Annotated in this window: 19 protein-coding genes and 1 pseudogene; 10 read left to right on the top strand and 10 right to left on the bottom strand. The window is 63.8% G+C overall.

Annotated elements, in window-relative coordinates:
* Window positions 1–94 precede the first annotated feature (94 nt).
* Window positions 95–393: pseudogene (locus HU772_RS08440) on the bottom strand (transposase); the annotation flags it as partial.
* 237 nt (window positions 394–630) lie between these two features.
* Between HU772_RS08440 and dusA the strand changes: the two are divergent.
* From dusA to HU772_RS08425, 3 genes are all read left to right on the top strand, one after another.
* Window positions 631–1,638 carry a tRNA dihydrouridine(20/20a) synthase DusA gene (gene dusA / locus HU772_RS08435; protein ID WP_186659856.1) on the top strand — a complete coding sequence of 336 codons (1,008 nt, stop codon included), beginning with the start codon at window positions 631–633 and terminating at the stop codon, window positions 1,636–1,638.
* A gap of 179 nt (window positions 1,639–1,817) precedes the next feature.
* Window positions 1,818–2,738, top strand: coding sequence for a transaldolase (gene tal / locus HU772_RS08430; protein WP_186659855.1), 921 nt, complete (start codon window positions 1,818–1,820; stop codon window positions 2,736–2,738).
* 307 nt (window positions 2,739–3,045) lie between these two features.
* Window positions 3,046–4,902 (top strand): alkaline phosphatase D family protein, encoded by a 1,857-nt coding sequence (locus tag HU772_RS08425; protein WP_186659853.1) that lies wholly within the window; start codon window positions 3,046–3,048, stop codon window positions 4,900–4,902.
* A gap of 103 nt (window positions 4,903–5,005) precedes the next feature.
* On the opposite strand, the gene rssC is transcribed toward HU772_RS08425, so the two are convergent.
* Window positions 5,006–5,488: an anti-sigma factor antagonist RssC gene (gene rssC / locus HU772_RS08420; protein WP_134691725.1), complete on the bottom strand. Its 483-nt coding sequence runs from the start codon at window positions 5,486–5,488 to the stop codon at window positions 5,006–5,008.
* Window positions 5,485–6,669 carry a two-component system response regulator RssB gene (rssB, locus tag HU772_RS08415; RefSeq protein ID WP_186659964.1) on the bottom strand — a complete coding sequence of 395 codons (1,185 nt, stop codon included), beginning with the start codon at window positions 6,667–6,669 and terminating at the stop codon, window positions 5,485–5,487. Before rssB ends, rssC begins: the two co-directional genes overlap by 4 nt.
* 272 nt (window positions 6,670–6,941) lie before the next feature.
* Between rssB and HU772_RS08410 the strand changes: the two genes are divergently transcribed.
* On the top strand, window positions 6,942–7,241 hold the full coding sequence (locus tag HU772_RS08410; RefSeq protein WP_186659851.1) for a PilZ domain-containing protein: 300 nt from the start codon (window positions 6,942–6,944) through the stop codon (window positions 7,239–7,241).
* Window positions 7,242–7,305: 64 nt separating this feature from the next.
* Here HU772_RS08410 and HU772_RS08405 read toward each other — a convergent pair whose 3' ends face one another.
* Window positions 7,306–8,016 (bottom strand): MlaA family lipoprotein, encoded by a 711-nt coding sequence (locus tag HU772_RS08405; protein WP_186659850.1) that lies wholly within the window; start codon window positions 8,014–8,016, stop codon window positions 7,306–7,308.
* 188 nt (window positions 8,017–8,204) lie between these two features.
* Between HU772_RS08405 and pcrP the strand changes: the two genes are divergently transcribed.
* Entirely contained in the window at window positions 8,205–8,756 is a 552-nt protein-coding gene (gene pcrP, locus HU772_RS08400) for an HAD superfamily inactivated hydrolase PcrP (protein ID WP_186659848.1), read from the top strand.
* Between the two features lie 123 nt (window positions 8,757–8,879).
* Window positions 8,880–9,143 (top strand): DUF4404 family protein, encoded by a 264-nt coding sequence (locus tag HU772_RS08395; protein WP_063545619.1) that lies wholly within the window; start codon window positions 8,880–8,882, stop codon window positions 9,141–9,143.
* Window positions 9,144–9,213: 70 nt separating this feature from the next.
* Here HU772_RS08395 and queF read toward each other — a convergent pair whose 3' ends face one another.
* Window positions 9,214–10,044, bottom strand: a complete 831-nt coding sequence (gene queF / locus HU772_RS08390) for an NADPH-dependent 7-cyano-7-deazaguanine reductase QueF (protein ID WP_186659846.1) — start codon at window positions 10,042–10,044, stop codon at window positions 9,214–9,216.
* A 68-nt stretch (window positions 10,045–10,112) separates the two neighbouring features.
* On the bottom strand, window positions 10,113–10,631 hold the full coding sequence (locus HU772_RS08385) for a cupredoxin domain-containing protein (protein ID WP_186659844.1): 519 nt from the start codon (window positions 10,629–10,631) through the stop codon (window positions 10,113–10,115).
* Window positions 10,632–10,790: 159 nt separating this feature from the next.
* Between HU772_RS08385 and HU772_RS08380 the strand changes: the two genes are divergently transcribed.
* Together HU772_RS08380 and HU772_RS08375 are read left to right on the top strand one after the other, a co-directional pair.
* Complete coding sequence (locus tag HU772_RS08380; protein WP_186659842.1) at window positions 10,791–11,471, top strand: heavy metal response regulator transcription factor; 681 nt, start codon at window positions 10,791–10,793, stop codon at window positions 11,469–11,471.
* Window positions 11,471–12,820 carry a heavy metal sensor histidine kinase gene (locus HU772_RS08375; RefSeq protein WP_186659840.1) on the top strand — a complete coding sequence of 450 codons (1,350 nt, stop codon included), beginning with the start codon at window positions 11,471–11,473 and terminating at the stop codon, window positions 12,818–12,820. The genes HU772_RS08380 and HU772_RS08375 overlap by 1 nt, the downstream gene beginning before the upstream one ends.
* Window positions 12,821–12,892: 72 nt before the next feature.
* Here HU772_RS08375 and HU772_RS08370 read toward each other — a convergent pair whose 3' ends face one another.
* The 3 genes from HU772_RS08370 to HU772_RS08360 all read right to left on the bottom strand — a co-directional run bounded on the left by HU772_RS08370 (window position 12,893) and on the right by HU772_RS08360 (window position 16,141).
* Window positions 12,893–14,137: a lipoprotein-releasing ABC transporter permease subunit gene (locus HU772_RS08370; protein ID WP_186659839.1), complete on the bottom strand. Its 1,245-nt coding sequence runs from the start codon at window positions 14,135–14,137 to the stop codon at window positions 12,893–12,895.
* A gap of 62 nt (window positions 14,138–14,199) precedes the next feature.
* Window positions 14,200–14,883, bottom strand: a complete 684-nt coding sequence (gene lolD / locus HU772_RS08365) for a lipoprotein-releasing ABC transporter ATP-binding protein LolD (protein ID WP_186659837.1) — start codon at window positions 14,881–14,883, stop codon at window positions 14,200–14,202.
* Between the two features lie 7 nt (window positions 14,884–14,890).
* Window positions 14,891–16,141 carry a lipoprotein-releasing ABC transporter permease subunit gene (locus HU772_RS08360; RefSeq protein ID WP_186659835.1) on the bottom strand — a complete coding sequence of 417 codons (1,251 nt, stop codon included), beginning with the start codon at window positions 16,139–16,141 and terminating at the stop codon, window positions 14,891–14,893.
* A 93-nt stretch (window positions 16,142–16,234) separates the two neighbouring features.
* Here HU772_RS08360 and HU772_RS08355 point away from each other — a divergent pair, with 93 nt between their 5' ends.
* Together HU772_RS08355 and HU772_RS08350 are read left to right on the top strand one after the other, a co-directional pair.
* Entirely contained in the window at window positions 16,235–16,819 is a 585-nt protein-coding gene (locus HU772_RS08355; protein ID WP_186659832.1) for a PilZ domain-containing protein, read from the top strand.
* Window positions 16,820–16,850: 31 nt separating this feature from the next.
* Window positions 16,851–17,567, top strand: a complete 717-nt coding sequence (locus HU772_RS08350; RefSeq protein WP_186659831.1) for a glycerophosphodiester phosphodiesterase — start codon at window positions 16,851–16,853, stop codon at window positions 17,565–17,567.
* Window positions 17,568–17,615: 48 nt separating this feature from the next.
* On the opposite strand, the gene sthA is transcribed toward HU772_RS08350, so the two are convergent.
* Window positions 17,616–19,010: a Si-specific NAD(P)(+) transhydrogenase gene (gene sthA / locus HU772_RS08345; protein WP_186659830.1), complete on the bottom strand. Its 1,395-nt coding sequence runs from the start codon at window positions 19,008–19,010 to the stop codon at window positions 17,616–17,618.
* Window positions 19,011–19,070 lie beyond the last annotated feature (60 nt).

Raw genomic sequence — 19,070 nt, 5'->3', positions numbered from 1 at the left:
TCGACCATGGGCGAACAGGGTTGGCCTCTACATCCGCACAGATGAGGCCAACCCAATTACTAGTGTGGTGTTTCACAAATAACACTCCTATTTTTCGGCTTAATGCCTTGGCTGCCCGGCCGACGCTCGCCAAGATGTCCTCGGCCTTTCGATACCCGCGAAACGGTCGAGAGTTGGCGTTGTAAGTGGGCAAGTAGTGCTCAATCGGATCCTGCAGATCCATCACGCTGGTGTATGTGCCTGACGCTTGATCCACTTCTCGCTCAACGTCGAGAAAAAGCGCTCCACCAGATTCAACCAGGATGCCGAAGTCGGTGTGAAATGCACTTGGTAGCGCGGATGCGCTGCCAATCATGCTTTCACTTTGTCGGTCTTGTGTATCGCGTAGTTGGAGCGGCCAATTGCCAAACTCATGAAGAGAAAAGCCCCGGCATCGACAGAGCACGTGCCAGTCAGGCATTGAAGGAGCAAAGGCACCAACATGAGCAGTCGGCGCCAATTGACTCGGTCTTGGCGCCGGCTGGAGCGGACGAATCGCGCCATGCTTGGTAAACTGTCAGCCATTCTCTCCTCCCATCGCCAGCCAGCGCACCCTATCGCCTGGCTTCGCTGAGTTCGTGCCCCACACTTATGCATTCCCAAGCCGCCACACCCACAGCCACACGCCCTGAGCCATCCCGCCGCTTCAGCGTTGCACCGATGATGGATTGGACCGACCGCCACTGTCGCTTCTTCCTGCGCCTGCTCTCCCAGCACGCCCTGCTCTACACCGAGATGGTCACCACCGGCGCGCTGCTGCACAACGATGCCCAGCGCTTCCTGCGCCATGACGAATCCGAACATCCACTGGCCCTGCAACTGGGCGGTAGCGTGCCGGCCGACCTGGCCGCCTGCGCGCGCCTGGCCGAAGCGGCCGGCTACGACGAGGTCAACCTCAACGTCGGCTGCCCCAGCGACCGGGTGCAGAACAACATGATCGGCGCCTGCCTCATGGCTCACCCAGCGCTGGTGGCCGATTGCGTCAAGGCCATGCAGGATGCGGTCGGCATCCCGGTTACCGTCAAGCACCGTATCGGCATCAATGGCCGCGACAGCTACGCCGAACTCTGCGACTTCGTCGGCCAGGTGCGCGATGCGGGCTGTCGCAGCTTCACCGTGCATGCGCGCATCGCCATCCTCGAGGGCCTGTCGCCCAAGGAAAACCGCGAGATCCCGCCGCTGCGCTATGACGTGGCGGCGCAGTTGAAGGCCGACTTCCCGGATCTGGAGCTGGTGCTCAATGGCGGCATCAAGACCCTCGACGAATGCCGCAGCCACTTGCAGACCTTCGATGGCGTGATGCTGGGGCGCGAGGCCTACCACAACCCGTACCTGCTGGCCGAGGTCGACCAGCAGCTGTTCGGCAGCACGGCGCCGGTGGTCAGCCGCGCCGAGGCGATGGAAAAACTCCGGCCTTACATCGTCGCGCACATGCAAAGCGGTGGCGCGATGCACCACATCACCCGGCATATTCTCGGCCTGGGCCAGGGTTTCCCGGGGGCGCGGCGCTTCCGCCAGTTGCTGTCGGCGGATATTCACAAGGCCAACGAGCCGCTGCAGGTGCTCGACCAGGCCGCCGAGCTGTTGCAAGGGCGCTAAGGGAACCTGGGGCGGGGTTGGCACTCGAAGGTGTACCCTTTCAGCAGCCCATCGCAGGCAAGCCCACCGTCACAGGGCGCCGATTGCCTGCGAAGCTTTTCCGACAGGCCTGCGACGGGCCTTGAGTGGCCGTCGGGGCTCGGGTAATGTCGAGCCATTGCACAGGACAGAGCACGCCCATGACCTCCAAGCTGGAACAACTCAAGCAGTTCACCACCGTGGTCGCCGACACCGGCGACCTCGACGCCATCACCCGCCTCAAGCCGGTCGACGCCACCACCAACCCTTCGCTGCTGCTCAAGGCCGCGGCCATCCCGGGTTACGCCGACCTGCTCAAGCAGGTCAAGGCCGACGCCAAGGGCAATATCGACCTGGCCTGCGACAAGTTCGCCGTGGCGGTGGGCTCGGGCATTCTCAAGGTCATTCCGGGACGCATCTCCACCGAGGTGGACGCGCGGCTGTCATTCGACGAGCCGGCGCTGCTGAAGAAGGCCCGCCAGCTGATCGCGCTGTACGAAGCTGCCGGTGTGCCGAAAGACCGCGTACTGATCAAGCTGGCCTCCACCTGGGAAGGCATTCGCGCCGCTGAGCAGCTGGAAAAGGAAGGCATCCAGACCAACCTGACCCTGCTGTTCTCCTTCGCCCAGGCCCAGGCCTGCGCCGACGCCGGGGTGTTCCTGATCTCGCCGTTCGTGGGGCGCATCTATGACTGGTACAAGAAGAGCACCGGCAAGGACTACGTCGGCGCCGAAGACCCAGGCGTACAGTCGGTCACCCGAATCTACGACTACTACAAGACCAACGGCTACAACACCGTGGTCATGGGCGCGAGTTTCCGCAATATCGGCCAGATCGAACAACTGGCCGGTTGCGACCGCCTGACCATCAGCCCCGAGCTGTTGCAGCAGCTGTCCGACGACCAGGGCGCGCTGCCGCGCATCCTCACGCCGGGCAGCACCGGCGAGGCCAAGCAGGTGCTGAGCGAGAGCCAGTTCCGCTGGGCAATGAACGAAGACGCCATGGCCACCGAGAAACTGGCCGAAGGCATCCGTCAGTTCGCTCGCGACCAGGAAAAGCTGGAAGCGCTGATGGCTGGCTGACAAAGCCTGATACATCTTCGGCTTGATCGACGGGCGGTAAATGCACAGCATTTTCCGCCCGTTTTCGTTGGGATAGCTGATAGGGCAAGCCCACCACAGTGACCACGTCGAGGCTCCTCCTGTGGGAGCGGGCCTAGGGTCTGTACGAAATGTGTCTGCGCGAAGGCCAGACAAGGCGAAACAGGGGGAGGAAGCGGAGTGTACTGGAGTACATGAGCATTCCGAGCCCTGTTTCAACGCAGTATGGGCGAGTGCAGATACATTTCGTACAGAGCCTAGCGCCACTCCAGACAAAGCCGAGCCTTAGATGACCTCCAGCTCCACCCTTCCCCTCGTCCTTGCCGGCCCGATACTGCGCCGCCTCGAACCGCAACGCCTGGCACTCTGGCTGGTCGGCTCGCAGCCGCTGCAACCCGAATTCCTGCTCGAGCACTCAGGTGTCACCCCCGGCCTGCACTGCACGGTGATCCCGGTGGGCGCGCATGCCTACATCCATCTGCTGGATATCCACTTCGAACAGCCGCTGCCATACGATGCCGTGCTGGAATACGACCTGCGCCTGAGCAATGGCCAGGGCATCGCCGACTGGGCCCCGCACTTGCTCTACCCAGGTGCCAGGCGCCCCAGCTTCGTGCTGCGTGAACGCCTGGACCAGTTGCTCCACGGGTCCTGCCGCAAGCCCCATCACCCGGCCGCCGACGGTCTGCTGTGCGCCGATCGGCTACTGGCAGCCGCCCCGCTGCCGACAGAGCGCCCCGCCCTGCTGCTGATGACAGGCGACCAGGTCTATGCCGACGATGTCGCCGGCCCCATGCTACGCGCCATCCATGAGCTGATCGCGCAACTGGGACTGTTCGACGAAGCGCTGGATGGCGCCCTGGTCGACAGCGGCGCGGCGCTTTATCGCCACCCAGCCTGCTACTACCACCGCGCCGACCTATTACCAGCACAAGAGGCCAACGAGACCCTGCGCGAGCGCTTCTTCGGCGGCAAGCGCAAGCCGATCTTCTCGTCCAGCAACGCCGACAACCACCTGGTGACCTTCGCCGAGGTCATGGCCATGTACCTGCTGGTATGGTCGCCGCTGCCGTGGGCGTTGCTGACCATGGACATGCCTCCGGGCCTGACCGAGCAGCGCCAGGCCCGCTACCGCGCCGAGCTGCCGCTGATAACAGCCTTTGCCGATGGGCTCGGCCAGGTGGCAAGGGTCATAGCCCACCTGCCCTGCCTGATGATCTTCGACGACCACGACATCACCGACGACTGGAACCTGTCGGCGCAATGGGAACAAACCGCCTACGGCCACCCGTTCTCGCGACGCATCATCGGCAATGCCCTGCTCGGCTACCTGCTGTGCCAAGGCTGGGGCAACGACCCGGATGCCTGCGCGGCGCTGGTCGGGCAGTGCCAAAGGCTGGGCGAAGGCCGCGATGAGCTGATCGGCGAACTGCTGCGCTTCCAGGGCTGGCAGTACGCGCTGCCGAGCAATCCGCCGCTGTTGGTGCTGGACACCCGCACCCGGCGCTGGCGCAGCGAGAGCAACCTGGGCAAGCCGTCCGGCCTGCTCGACTGGGAGGCCTTGTGCGAACTGCAGCAGGCGTTGCTGGACCATCCCTCGGCGATCATCGTCTCGCCAGCACCGATCTTCGGCGTCAAGCTGATCGAGACCGTGCAACGGGTGTTCAGCGCCCTGGGCTATCCGCTGCTGGTGGACGCGGAGAACTGGATGGCCCACCGCGGCGCGGCGCAGGTGATCCTCAATATCTTCCGCCACTCGCGCACGCCAGGGCATTACGTGGTGTTGTCAGGCGATGTGCACTACTCGTTCGTCTACGAGGTGCTGATCCGCCATGGCCAGCGCAGCCCACACCTGTGGCAGGTGACCAGCAGCGGTATCAAGAACGAATTCCCCAGGCGCCTGCTGGATGTGCTCGACCGGCTCAACCGCTGGCTCTATTCGCCGCGCTCGCCGCTCAACTGGTTTACCAAACGCCGGGAAATGGAGGTGGTGCCGCGCATACCGAGCCACAGCAAAGCCGGGGAACGGCTGTGGAACAGCGCAGGGCTGGGGCAGGTGTTCTTCGACGGCGAGGGACGGCCGGAACGGGTCTGTCAGCTGAATGCCAATGGCGCGGCGGCGACCGAGTTCGTGCGTAGGGACTGATGCCGGCTGTACTCCCTTTCGCGGGTAAACCCGCTCCTACAGGGACAGCACAACACCTGTGAGGGCGGGTATTACCTGCAAAAGGGTCGGCTAGGACTGAGAATCAGGAACGTTCCAGCGCATGCACCAGGTCATGGAACGCTTCCCGGTTGGAGTCGTTCAAGCCCATGAGAATCTTGTGCGCCTCCAGCACCTTGGAACGCACCACGCTCTCGTCCTGATCCTGCGACGGCAGGTCGGTCAGGCACTCCGGGCACGGCACCGGGCGATCGACGATGTTGAACACCTGATCGAAGCCCATGGACTGCAACAGGCGGGAAATGTCCGGGTTGGTGGTTACCACGGTCGGCAACAGGCCCACTTTCTGCCGCGACAGGATCGACAGTTTGGCCAGCAGGCCCAACGTGGTGCTGTCGATACTCTCGGTTTCGGTCAGGTCGATGACAATGGCCGAGAAGTTCAGCGCGGTGAAGATCTTCTCGATCGTCGCATCCAGCGCCGAACACAGGGTCAGGCGCACTTCACCGACAAACTTCAGAACGAAGGTCCCGCTTTGTTCGGCGAACTGGATTCTACCGGTACTCATTCAAGGTTCCTGCTCAACACCAATAGGGCGATATCATCCGGCATCTCCCCAAGCGTAGCCAATTCGAATCGTTGGCGCAGCCCCTCCAGGCTGCCCCCCGCGTCCTTGACGATTTCCGGCAAGGTCGCTTCCTTATCTTTGAGTGTCTCCCCCGGCAAAAGGTCCAGAATGCCGTCGGACATCAGGGTCAGACTGAACTGCGGCGGCAGCTCCAGCACCTGGTCCTGATAGCTGGCCTCGTCGAACAGGCCGACCGGCAGGCCGCGGCCTTCGAGATAGCGGGCCTGGCCCGGGGTGTACAGCACCGGTAACGGCAAATGGCCGCCGACACTGTAGGTGAGCAACCCGGTGTCCTCGTCGATGACACCACCGACCATGGTCACATGCTTGCCCAGCTTGCAGTTGATCAACCCGCGATTGATGTGGCTGAGCACCTGCGAAGGCTTGAATTCGCGCATCTTGCCGCTGCGCTTGAATTCGAACAGCAGCCGCGTAGTCATGAACTTGAGCAGTACCGTGACGAACGCCGACGAGGCGCCATGGCCGGACACGTCAGCCAGGTAGAAGGCGATGCGCCGCTCGTCCACGCGGAAGTAGTCGACGAAATCCCCGGAAAGGTACAGCGACGGGATGATCTGATGCTCGAAAGCGAACGTGTCGGCGATCCAGGGGTTCTCCGGCAGCATGTTCATCTGCACCTGGCGCCCGGCGGTCTGGTCCTCCTGCAAGAGGTGCAGGCTGGCTTCCAGTTCGCGGTTGGCGGCTTCGAGCTTGTCACGGTAGCGCTGATTCTCCAGCACCAGCCGCGAACGATCCAGCGCGCGGCGCACCGAATGCTCGAGCACGGCGAGGTCTTCCAGGGGTTTGATCAAGTAGTCCGCCGCGCCCAGGCGCAAGGCTTCGACCGCATCGCTCATGACACCGGCACCGGACACCACGATCACCGGCAACTGCGGGGCACGCTCGCTGATCCGGCGGATCAGCTCGAGGCCGCCCATCTGCGGCATGCGCAGGTCGCAGATCACGAGGTCGGGCTGGTGTGCTTCGAAGACCTGGAGCCCCTGCTGGCCGTTGCCGGCCTGGAGGACGCTGAAACCGCTGTCTTCCAGATAGGCGGCGAGGCTGGCACGGACCACATCGTCGTCATCGATGATCAGCAGCGTTGCACTGGGTTTCTGCATGTGGGCGAACGGCGCCAGATTGGGGTTGGCGTAGCGGCTGTGGAAATCGACCGACAGACGGCTACTGGAATGCTCTCTAGCCACTCTCTATTTGAGTTGTAGGACAAGAAGACTGGTCCGGCAAATAGTGAGGTGCCCTGTAAGGCGCTGACGGTACTCCCATCCGCCTGGCGTTTCAAGCATGGGCAGGTAGACTTCCCTGCACTTTACAGGGCAAATCACCCGGCGTTATAAGAAAGCCGACCCACGCAACCTGACGAAAGGATGCAAGCATGGCCCAGCCCCCCGTGGACTACAGCGAAAAACGCGATTTCATTCGCATGCGTATCGATGCCGAGGTCAGCCTGCTGCATGCCGGCCAGGTGATCAGCGCCATGTGCATTGACCTTTCCAGCAGTGGCATGCAGGTGCAGGCGCCGCAGCGCTTCCAGGTGGGTGACCGCCTGGAGGTACGCATCGACTCCGACCACGCAGCCCTGGCGGGGCTGCATGCCAGCACCGAAGTGGTATGGATCGCCGACCAGCCGGGTGGTGCGCAAAAGTTCGGACTGCGCATCCTGGCCATGCATTAAGCCGTAACACATTCACCCAGAACAAATGGGGCCGCCCTGCAGCCCCATGATCTGACCGATGCGGTCAGAAGTCGTCCTCGACCTGCCCGTCCTTGACCTTGAACTCACGGTTCTGCAGGTAGGCGTTACGCAGGAAGATGTACTTGTCGCCCTGGATCAGCTTCTCCGCCGACAGCAGGCTGGCACGGGTGTCGATCACGTCCAGCGCGAAGATCGAGTTGCGCGTCGGTACATGGTCGATGTAACGGTAGGGTTCGGTGTAGGTGTCCGGGTACTTGGCCAGGCCGTCACGCACGGTGCTTGGGCCAAGGAACGGAATCACCACGTAGGGCCCGCTGGGCACGCCCCAGTAGCCGAGGGTCTGGCCGAAGTCCTCATCGTTGCGCTGCAGGCCCATCTTGGTGCCGACATCGAAGAAACCGCCCAGGCCGAAGGTGGTGTTGACGATCAGCCGCGCGGTGTCGACCCCTGCCGCGTGCGGCTTGAGCTGCAGCACATCGTTGGCCAGGTTGGTGACATCGCCGAGGTTGCGGAAGATGTTGTGAATGCCGTCCTCGAGGAACTGCGGGGTGACCGCCTGGTAACCCTTGGCCAGCGGCTTGAGGGCATAGGTGTCCAGGGTGTCGTTGAACTTGAAGATCGGCCGGTTGACCGATTCCCAGGGATCTTCCTCGGTGGCCGCCTGGGTGGCCGCCACGGGCGCCAGCAGCAAGCTGGCGCAGACACAGGCCTGGGTGACTCGCTCGATCACTCCGGCACCGATCCTACGACGCATAGATGTTTCTCCATCGGATTTCACGGCGCAACGGCCGTTGGCGCGTTGCTGAATTGGACGCAAGTATAATGGCTTGCTGGCTGAAGCGTAGTCTTACATATCTCTGTCAAGATTATGTGAACAAGTGTCTCGGTCATCTATCGGTAACAATCACCGGCTAGCGTGGGGCCTATTTCAGGGACGTTGCCATGCCCGAAGCCCCCGCCTTCACCGCCGTGCTGTTCGGCCTGCGCGGCTGCCTGGTCCAGGCCGCGAACGGCGTGCCCTTGCCCACCCCCGGCGCCCTCGACTCACTGGAGCGCCTGCGCACCCGCCAGGTGCCGTGCATCTGGCTCGACGAACTCACCCCCGCCCAGGGCAAGCGCTTGACCGGCGTACTGCCCGACTGGTTGCCGGGGCACCCGGTCAATGGCTGCAAGTGGCCGGCACCCAATGCTTGCTGGCAGGCACTGATGAACCTGGAAAGCCAGTGCCTGGACGGTTGCGTGCTGGTTAGCGGCGAGCCACGGCTGCTGCAATCGGGCTTGAACGCAGGCCTGTGGACCGTGGGTCTGGCGGCCGGCGAGCAAGCTTCACCGCAGTGGCAGGCACTTAGCCGACAGGAACAGGAGCGAGCCCGTGGCAAGGCCACCCTGGCGTTGTTCGGGCTGGGCGTGCATTCGGTGATCGACCACCTCGAAGCCCTCGACGCCTGCCTGGCGGACATCGCCCAGCGCCGGCACAAGGGTGAGAAACCCTGACACATCCCCGTTGATGCGGGTCATGCAAAGCGCCTGCAGGTGGATTACGCTTGGAGGCAGGCCAGAACCTTTGGCGCTGCGCTGAGGTCCATGGTCTGCCAAGCCATTGATGGAGTACGAACAATGCCTGCCCGCGAACTGCAAGAGCGCCTGAATAGCCTGCGCGAGCAACTGGACCGCAATGTGCCGCTTTCGGAAGAAGAGCTGGCCAGCCTGCATGAAGAAGCCCGGCAGATCGAGGCCCAGCTCAAGCTTGAAGAAGCCACCCCGGACAACAACCTGGTCGACGGCGTGAACCTGGCCATCGAGCGCTTCGAGGCCGACCACCCGGACCTCACCGCCACCCTGCGCAGCATCGCCAACTCGCTGCACAGCATGGGGATCTGATCAGGCCGTGCATGAGACAGGCGCGTGGTAGCGGGCTAGCCCGCTACCACGACGCCCAGCCAATATCAGTTTACTGGCGCACCAACCGCAGGTTCTGCGGGTTGATCACCCCGGTGCTGCGGTACGGATTGATATCCAGCCCACCCCGGCGCACATAGCGCGCATACACCGTCAGGTGCTCTGGCTGCAGCAGGTTCTTCAAGTCCAGGTAGATTCGCTCCACGCACTGCTCGTGGAAGTCGGCATGCTGGCGGAAGCTGATCAGATACGTCAGCAGGCTGGCATGGTCCAGCGCCCTCCCCTTGTAGGCCACCACCACGCTGCCCCAGTCTGGCTGGCCGGTGACCGGGCAGTTGGACTTGAGCAGGTGGCTGTGCACGGTTTCTTCCACCATGCGCTGCGCCGAGCAACGCAGCAGCTCTGACTGGGGTTGTTCATAGTTGCTGATGCTCACATCCAGCGCATCGATGCACTGGCCCGGCAAGGCAGTCACGCCCTGGGCCTCGACCTCGGCCAGGGTGCTGATCTTGACCGCCACCGGCTTGCCCGCCGCGGCGGACAGATCCTTGACCAGGCAAGCCTGCAGTTCGGCCGCAGAGGCGAACACCGTCTGGTTCAACGAATTGAGGTACAGCTTGAACGACTTGGACTCGATGATATTCGGCGAATCGCATGGGATGGCGAATTCACCGATGGCCACCACTGGCTTGCCCGACGGCAGCAGCCAGGACAGCTCGAAGCAATTCCAGAAGTCCACGCCTTGCCACGGCAGCGCGTCACCGCTCACGCCCAGCTCGGCCCATTTGGCCAGGCGCGGGATGGGAAACAGCAGCGAGGGAGTGTAGGTGGCAATGTACTCGCTGGACTTGCCCAGCGGGGAATGTTCGGCGGCGGGATGCATGGAAACTGACCTGAAGGTTCGGAATTGCACCTAGTCTACCGGTTTTGCAGCCCGCCTTGGAGCGGATGTCACTCGATGGTCAGCGGCCCGACCATGCCGGCCTGGTAATGACCCGGCACGTTGCAGGCGAACTCGATGGGCGCCGACTTGTGGAATGTCCAGGTCAGTTCGGCACGCTGGCCGGGTTGCACCAGCACAGTGTTGCCACCGGCGTGGCCATGCTCGCCGCCCATCATCTGGCTGCGGTCCATCTGGCCATGATCCATGCCTTCGTGGTTCATGCCCGCAGTAAAAATCTTGCCTTGCATGGCGACCATTTCCTTCTGGTGCTCGGCATGCATCGCCTTGTCGCCAAGGTTGAACTCGTGGGGCAGCTTGCCCTGGTTGATCAGCACGAAGCGCACGGTTTCACCGGCCTTCACCTTGAGGCTTTTGGGTTCGAAGGCGATATCCTTGAGCAGCACCTCGACGGTACGGGTGGCCTTGGCCGCCGGGGCCGGCTCGCCAAAGGCGAAGGTCTTGGCCTCGCCGGCGAAGGCGGACAGGCTGGCCAAGGTGAGCGCGGCGGTAAGCAACAGGTGTTTCATGGATGACTCCGGATCATTGCAGCGAAAGTGGCGCCATTGTCGAAAAGGCTGGCTGGCAGCTGGCTGACGGGAAGATTACAACTTTGTCAGCTTGGGCAGGCCGCCAGATCGTCACGTATCATTTCCGCCACCACGCCCCGCCCAGGAACAAGAACCGCCATGAAACTGCTGATCGTCGAAGACCAGGCCAAGACCGGCCAGTACCTGAGCCAGGGCCTGAGCGAAGCCGGTTTCGCCACCGAGCTGGCGCATGACGGCGACAGTGGCCAGCACCTGGCGCTGACCGGCGACCACGACCTGCTGATCCTCGATGTGATGCTGCCCGGGCGCAACGGCTGGCAGATCCTCCAGGCCGTGCGCCAGGCCGGGCTGGACACGCCGGTGCTGTTCCTCACCGCCCGCGATGCGGTCGAAGACCGCGTGCATGGCCTGGAGCTGGGTGCCGACGACTACCTGGTCAAGCCCTTTGCCTTTTCCGAACTGCTGGCCCGGGTACGCACCCTGCTGCGCCGCGGCACCAGCGCCAGTCAGGACACCTGCCTGGACCTGGCCGACCTGCGCCTGGACCTGATCCGCCGTCGCGCCGAGCGAGCCGGCGCGCGCATCGACCTGACCGCCAAGGAATTCGCCCTGCTCGAATTGTTGCTGCGCCGCCAGGGCGAAGTGCTGCCCAAATCGCTGATCGCCTCGCAGGTGTGGGACATGAACTTCGACAGCGACACCAACGTCATCGAAGTGGCAATTCGCCGCCTGCGCCTGAAGATCGACGACGACCACCCGACCAAGTTGATCCATACCGTGCGCGGTATGGGCTACGTGCTCGAAGAGCGCCAGGACTGATGCGCCGCCTGTCCCTCGGCAGCCGCCTGGCACTGTTGTTCGCCGCCTGCACCGCCAGTGTGTCGCTGGGCGCCGGCCTGCTGTTCAGCCGCGCCAGCGCGCAACACTTCGTCGAACTCGACCAGCAATTGCTCAATGGCCGCCTGTCGCTGATGCGCAGCCTGCTCGACGGCGTCGATAGCCAGGCGCAACTGGCCACCCGCCTGCCGGCGCTGCTCGGCGAGCTGAGCCACCAATCCGACCTATCCCTGCGCATAGACGCCGCCGACGGCACAGCCTGGTTCGCCAGCCGCGGCGCACTGCCCGCGGTCCCCGAGCACAACGGCCTGGCCACGCTGCACAGCCAAGGGGTCGACTACCGCAGCCTGAGCACCCCGCTCGAGGCTAACCGGCCTGACTCGCCGCAGCTGACCTTGTACCTGGACATCACCCATCACCAGCACTTCCTGCAAGGCATGCAGCGGCTGATCTGGCTCACCGTCGGGCTCTCGGCGCTGGCGACCGCGCTGCTCGGTGCCTGGGCCGCGCGCCGTGGCCTGCAACCGTTGCGCCAGATGGGCACGGTCGCGGCCAGCGTCAATGCGCGCTCGCTGACCACCCGCCTGCCAGTGGCCGCCATGCCCGAGGAACTGGCCGAGCTAGCCGGCACGGTCAACGCCATGCTGCAGCGCCTGGACGATGCGTTCCAACGCCTGTCGGCGTTTTCCGCCGATATCGCCCATGAGTTGCGCACACCGTTGTCCAACCTGCTCACCCACACCCAGGTCACCCTCACCCGCCCACGCAGCCTTGAGGAATACCGCGAGGCGCTGCACGGCAACCTCGAGGAGCTGCAATGGATGGCCCAGTTGGTCAACGACATGCTCTACCTGGCCAAGGCCGACCATGGCTTGCTGATGCCCAATCGCCAGGCGCTGGACCTGGCCTCAGAGGTCGATGCGCTGCTGGAGTACTACGCGCCGTTGGCTGAGGAGGCCGAGGTACGACTGCTGCGCGAAGGCGAGGCTCACACCGAGGGCGACCGGCATATGCTGCGCCGGGCCTTGTCGAACCTGCTGGACAACGCACTGCGCTTCACCCCGGCCGGGGGCGAGATTCGGGTAACGCTGGAGCCCGGGCTGCGCATCGTGGTCGCCAATCAGGGGGGGGCGATCGCGCCACCGTTGCTGGAGCGGTTGTTCGACCGTTTTTATCGGGCAGACCCGGCACGCCAGGAAGGCAGCAGCGAGCATGCGAGGTTGGGTTTGGCGATCACCCGCTCGATCGTGCAGGCACATGGGGGAAGCATCCGGGCAGAGTGCGCGGATGGCTGGACGCGGTTTGTGATCGAGTTACCTGACAGGCCGTGAACCGGGGCTGTCTTGTGCCGCGAAGGGGCGCAAAGCGCCCCAAAACCCTCGATTCAACGAACAGCTTGAGGCTTACTCGTAGCGCAACGCCATCGCTGGCTCGATTTGCGAGGCGCGATACGCCGGGTAGATGGTCGCCAAGAAGCTCATCACCAGGCCAGCCGTGCAAATCAGAGCCACGTCACCCCACTGCAGCTCGGACGGCAGGCTGCTGATGAAGTAGATATCGGAAGTGAAGATGTGCTGCCCGCTGACCCGCTCGAGCCAGCCGACCACCGCACTGACGTTCAGCGCCAGGATTACCCCCAGCACCCCGCCGAGCAAGGTGCCGACGATACCGATCAGGCTGCCCTGGACCATGAAGGTGCCCATGATCTGCGCCGGCGTCGCACCGATGGTGCGCAAGATGGCGATGTCGGCGCCCTTGTCGTTCACCACCATTACCAGGGTGGCGATGATGTTGAACGCCGCTACCGCGATGATCATCATCAGCAACAGGCCGATCATGGTCTTTTCCATCTTCATGGCACTGAACAGGCTGCCCTGGGTGTGCGACCAGTCATCGGCGCGGTAGCCCTGGCCAAGGCTGCTGGCGATAGCCTTGGATACCTGTGGCGCGGCATACAGATCGTGCAGCTTCAGGCGCACGCCCTGCACCTGGCCCGGCGCCCAGCGCTGCATCTCGCCGGCATCGGCGACATGGATATAGGCCTGGGAGCCATCGAGCTCGGCGCCGACCTTGAAGATGCCGACCACGGTCAGGCGCTGCATGCGCGGGGTGATGCCGCCGGGCTCCTTGCTGATCTCCGGCACGATCAGGGTCAGCTTGTCGCCGGTGTTCAAGCGAAAACGCCGGGCCGTGAGCTCGCCGATGACCACGCCGTACTCGCCCGGCACGAGGTCCTGCAGGCTGCCCTGGACGATGTGCTGGGTAACGATGGAGACCTTGCCCTCCTCGGCCGGATCGATACCGGCGACCTGGATCGGCTGCATCGCCCCCTTGTACGAGAGCATGCCTTCCATCTCGGTGAGCGGCGCGGCGGCGATCACCGCCGGGTTGCCCTCGGCGGCGCTGGCGACCTTGCGCCAGTCGTCCAGCGGCTGCTCGCCGAGGATCGCGGCATGCGGCACCAGGCCCAACACGCGCGAACTCATTTCGCGCTGGAAGCCGTTCATTACCGACAACACCGTGATCATCGCCAGCACGCCCAGCGACAGGCCGATCATCGAGGTCATGGAGATGAACGAGATGAAGTGATTGCGGCGCTTGGCACGGGTGTAGCGAGCACCGATGAACAAGGGCAAGGGTCTGAACATGTACAGGTACACCCAATAGAGAAGTGAACCGAGGCGCCGTCACGGCGCCCCGCGCAGGCGACTCAGATCGCCACCAGGTGCCCGTCTTCCAGGCGCAGCACACGGTCCATCTGCCGCGCCAGGTTGAGGTCGTGGGTCACCACCAGGAACGCCGTCTGCGAGTGGCTGGACAGCTCCTGCATCAGCTCCTGGATACCCTGGGCGGTGTGGTGGTCAAGGTTGCCGGTAGGCTCGTCGAGCATCACCAGGCCTGGGCGATTGACCAGCGCGCGGGCGATCGCCACACGCTGGCGCTCGCCGCCGGACAGCTCGGCCGGCTTGTGATTCAGCCGGTGGCCAAGCCCCACGCGCTTGAGCAGCGCCTCGGCGCGCTCGCGGGCCTCGGGGATCGGCGTCTTGCCGATCAGCAGCGGCATGCAGGCGTTCTCCAGGGCGGTGAACTCCGGCAACAGGTGGTGGAACTGGTAGACGAAGCCCAGCGCGCGGTTGCGCAGCAGGCCACGGGCCCGCTCACCCAGCGCCGACAACTCTTCGCCGGCCAGCCAGACGCTACCCTCGGTGGGCGTATCCAGGCCACCCAGCAGGTTGAGCAAGGTACTCTTGCCCGAGCCGGAACTGCCGACGATGGCCACCCGTTCGCCCGGCTGCAGCTCGAGGTTCAACCCCGCCAGCACCTGCACCGACTCCGGGCCTTCCTCGTAGCTCTTGCCCAGGTTGCGGCAACTCAACACGGCTTTATCACTCATGCGCGACTCACTCATAACGTAGCGCCTCTGCCGGCTGGGTGCGCGAGGCGCGCCAGGCCGGGTACAGGGTGGCGAAGAAACTCAGGACCAGCGCCGCGCCACAGACCATGTACACGTCCTGGGCCTGCAGCTGCGAGGGCAGATAATCGATGAAATACACGTCGGCATTGAGGAACTTGTGCCCGATCAGGGTCTCGATGCCGGCGATCGCCGCGCTCACGTTGAGCGCGCCGAGGATGCCCAGCACGGCGCCGATCAGGGTGCCGACCACGCCGATCACCGTGCCCTGGACCATGAAGATGGCCATGATCTGCGCCGGCGTGGCGCCCAGGGTACGCAGGATGGCGATATCACCGCGCTTGTCGTTGACCACCATCACCAGGGTGGAAATGATGTTGAACGCCGCCACCGCCACGATCAGCAACAGCAGCAGGCCGATCATGGATTTTTCCATGCGGATGGCCTGGTACAGGTTGCCGTGGGTGCGGGTCCAGTCACGCGGGTAGAATTGCTGCTCGCCCAACTGCTGGGCGATGTCCCAGGCGGCCCGCGGGGCCTGGAACAGGTCGTCGAACTTCAGGCGGATGCCCTGCACCTGGTCGGCCTTCCAGCGGTGCAGGCGCGACAGGTCGGCGATGTTGGTGATACCCAGGTAGCCGTCAATCTCGCCGGCGCCGACATGGAAGGTGCCGACCACGGTGAAGCGCTTCATGCGCGGGAACATGCCGGCCGGGGTGACGCTCACCTCGGGGGCGACGAAGGTCAGCTTGTCGCCGATGCCCACCCCCAGCTTCTGCGCGGCCTTGTCGCCGATCATAATGCCCCACTCGCCTGGCGCGAGTTTGTCGAGGCTGCCGTCGAGGACGAATTTGTCGATGATCGACACCTCGCGCTCGCGCGCCGGGTCCACGCCGTTGAGCAGTACCTTCTGCACCTTGCCGTCGTGGGTCAGCAAGCCCTGCATCTGGGTGAAAGGCGCGACCGCCAGCACCTGCGGATTCTGCTTTACTTTAGAGGCGAGGCCCTGCCAGTCGTCGATCGGCTGGCCGGTCTCGAGTGTGGCATGGGGAATCATCCCCAGCACGCGGGTACGCATCTCGTGGTCGAAACCGTTCATCACCGACAGCACCACGATCATCACCACCACGCCCAGGGCGAGGCCGATCATCGAGGTGAGCGAAATGAACGAGACGAAGTGATTGCGACGCTTGGCACGGGTATAGCGCGTACCAATGAATACGAATAGAGGTCTGAACATGTCGGGGCTTGTTCGGATGAAAGGGAACGTCCTTGTGGCGAGGCGCCTACGGCGGCTTTACACTCGGACCACCGCCGTAACCTTGGGTTCGCCATGACGACATTAGACGAAGAAGATCGCCGCGAATACTACCGCATCGAAGATCGGATCGCACTTCAAATCAGCCCCCTCAGCGCGGCCGAAGCCCTTGAAACAGAACTGTTGCAGGATGATTCCGAGCTGTTCAACCTGCTCAGCGAACTGCATCTGTCGGACTTCGAATCACAACACCTGCTGCGCCAACTGAGCGAGAAGGATCGCACCCTGGCCGCCTTCCTGCGCGCGCAAAGCAAACGCCTCGACCTGCTCAGCGCCGTGGTCGCGCAAACACTGATCGGCGAGATCGGCCAGCCACAAGCGGTGATCATCTCCGAGGGTGGCATCGAGTTCGCCCAGGCACAGAAGATCGCCCCGGGCACCCGGGTGAAAGTGAAGATGGTACTGATGCCCCGCGCCCACGGCCTGCTGCTGCGCGGCCGGGTCACCCACTGCGACCCACGCCCCGACGGTACTTTCGAGGTGGGCACCGAATTCACCGACATGACCGACGCCCAGCGCCAGTTGCTGGCCCGCTACATCCTGCAGCGCCAGCAACAGCAGCGGCGCCAGGCACTGGAACAGAACGACCCCGCGTCCTGAGCCCTTTTTCCCTGAATTTGAAGGAACGAACGTGACCCTTATCTACGGCCACCGCGGCGCCAAGGGCGAAGCCCCCGAAAATACCTTGCAGAGCTTCCGCCAGTGCTTGTCCCACGGCGTGAACCGCTGCGAACTCGACCTGCACCTGTCGGCCGACAACGAGCTGATGGTGATCCACGACCCGACCCTCAAGCGCACCACCGGCCGACGCGGCAAGGTGGTCGAGCACTCGGCGGCCGACCTGATCACCTATGACGCGCGCAAGGGCGGCCCAGGCCATGTACAGCCATGCCCTATTCCACGGCTCGAAGAGTTGTTCGAGAAATGCCCGTTCGAGCACTGGCAACTGGAGGTCAAGAGCGCCTCGCGCACCCGCGCCGCCAGCACCGTGCTGGCGATCCGCGAACTGGCCCAGCAATACGGCCTGCTGGACAAGGTCACCATTACCTCGAGCTCACGAGAAGTGCTGGGCGCGGCCCAAGAGCTGGTGCCGGACGTCAAGCGTGGGCTTGTGGCCGAATACGCCTGGCTCGACCCGCTGAAAGTGGCGCAGAACTATGACTGCGAGATGCTCGCGCTGAACTGGACCCTATGCACCCCGGAGCGCCTGCTCAAGGCGCAGAAACAGGGTCTGCATGTATCGGTGTGGACGGTCAACGAACCGGCACTGATGCGCCGGCTCGCTGACTTTGGCGTGGACAGCCTGATTACAGACTTTCCCGGTTTGGCCAAGACCACCCTCGGGTAGGGCTGAAATCGGTCTCCCCGACCGGCTCAGGCCACCGGCCGGAGCCGCTCAAAAAAGCCGGTTCAGGCCGTCGTAGGCAGCTACCCGATAGGCTTCGGCCATGGTCGGGTAGTTGAAGGTGGTGTTGACGAAGTACTTGAGGTTGTTCTGCTCGCCCGGCTGGTTCATCACCGCCTGGCCGATGTGCACAATCTCCGAGGCCTGGTAGCCGAAGCAGTGCACGCCGAGGACCTCGAGGGTTTCGCGGTGGAACAGGATCTTCAGCATGCCTTGCGGCTCGCCGGCGATCTGCGCGCGGGCCATGCTCTTGAAGAACGCCTTGCCCACTTCGTACGGCACCTTGGCCTGGGTCAGCTCCTGCTCGTTCTTGCCGATCGAGCTGATCTCCGGAATGGTGTAAATGCCGGTCGGTACATCGTTGACGAAGCGCCAGCTGCCGTTGTCGACGATGCTGCCAGCGGCCGAACGACCCTGGTCGTGGGCGGCGCTGGCCAGGCTCGGCCAGCCGATCACGTCACCGGCGCCATAGATGTTCGCCACGCTGGTGCGGTAGGTCTCGTCGACTTCGATCTGGCCGCGGCTGTTGACCTTGATGCCGATGTTCTCCAGGCCCAGCTTGTCGGTGTTGCCGGTACGCCCGTTGCACCACAGCAAGGCGTCGGCCTTGATCTTCTTGCCCGACTTCAGGTGCAGGATCACCCCGTTGTCCAGGCCCTCGACGCGGTCGTACTCCTCGTTGTGGCGCACGGTGATGTTGTTGTTGCTGAAGTGATAGCTCAGCGCCTGGGAGATTTCCGAATCCAGGAAGCTCAGCAGCTGGCCGCGGTTGTCGACCAGTTCCACCAGCACGCCCAGGCCGCTGAAGATCGAGGCGTATTCGCAACCGATTACCCCGGCACCGTAGACGATCAGCTTGCGCGGGGTGTGGCTGAGGCTGAGGATGGTGTCGCTGTCATAGACGCGTGGGTGGTTGAAGTCGATATCGGCCGGGCGGTACGGACGCGAACCGGTGGCGATGATGATGTGCTTGGCGTTGAGCTTCTCGACCACGCCATTGGGGCAGACCACTTCGATGGTCTGCTCGTCGGCGAAGCTGCCGGTGCCGACGAACACATCGACGCGGTTGCGCGCGTAGTAGCCGGTACGCGAGGCGACCTGCTTGCTGATGACCTTCTCGGCGCTCTTGAGCACGTCGGGGAAGGAGAACCAGCGCGGCTCGCCGATGGCGCGGAACATCGGGTTGGTGTTGAACTGCATGATCTGCCGCACGGAGTGACGCAGCGCCTTGGACGGGATGGTGCCCAGGTGGGTGCAGTTGCCTCCGACCTGGCGACGGCTGTCGACCATCGCCACCTTGCGCCCTGCTTTGGCGGCGTTCATTGCCGCGCCCTCACCGGCCGGGCCGGAACCCAGCACCACTACGTCGTAGTTGTAGACAGCCATGCGTACTCCTTCAGAACTGGCCCGCCGGCCGGGTGGCCGCGGGGCGCGATCATGCCGCCG

The organism is Pseudomonas xantholysinigenes (assembly GCF_014268885.2).
Taxonomy (GTDB): domain Bacteria; phylum Pseudomonadota; class Gammaproteobacteria; order Pseudomonadales; family Pseudomonadaceae; genus Aquipseudomonas; species Aquipseudomonas xantholysinigenes.
This window is presented reverse-complemented; position numbering and strand designations above follow the sequence as displayed.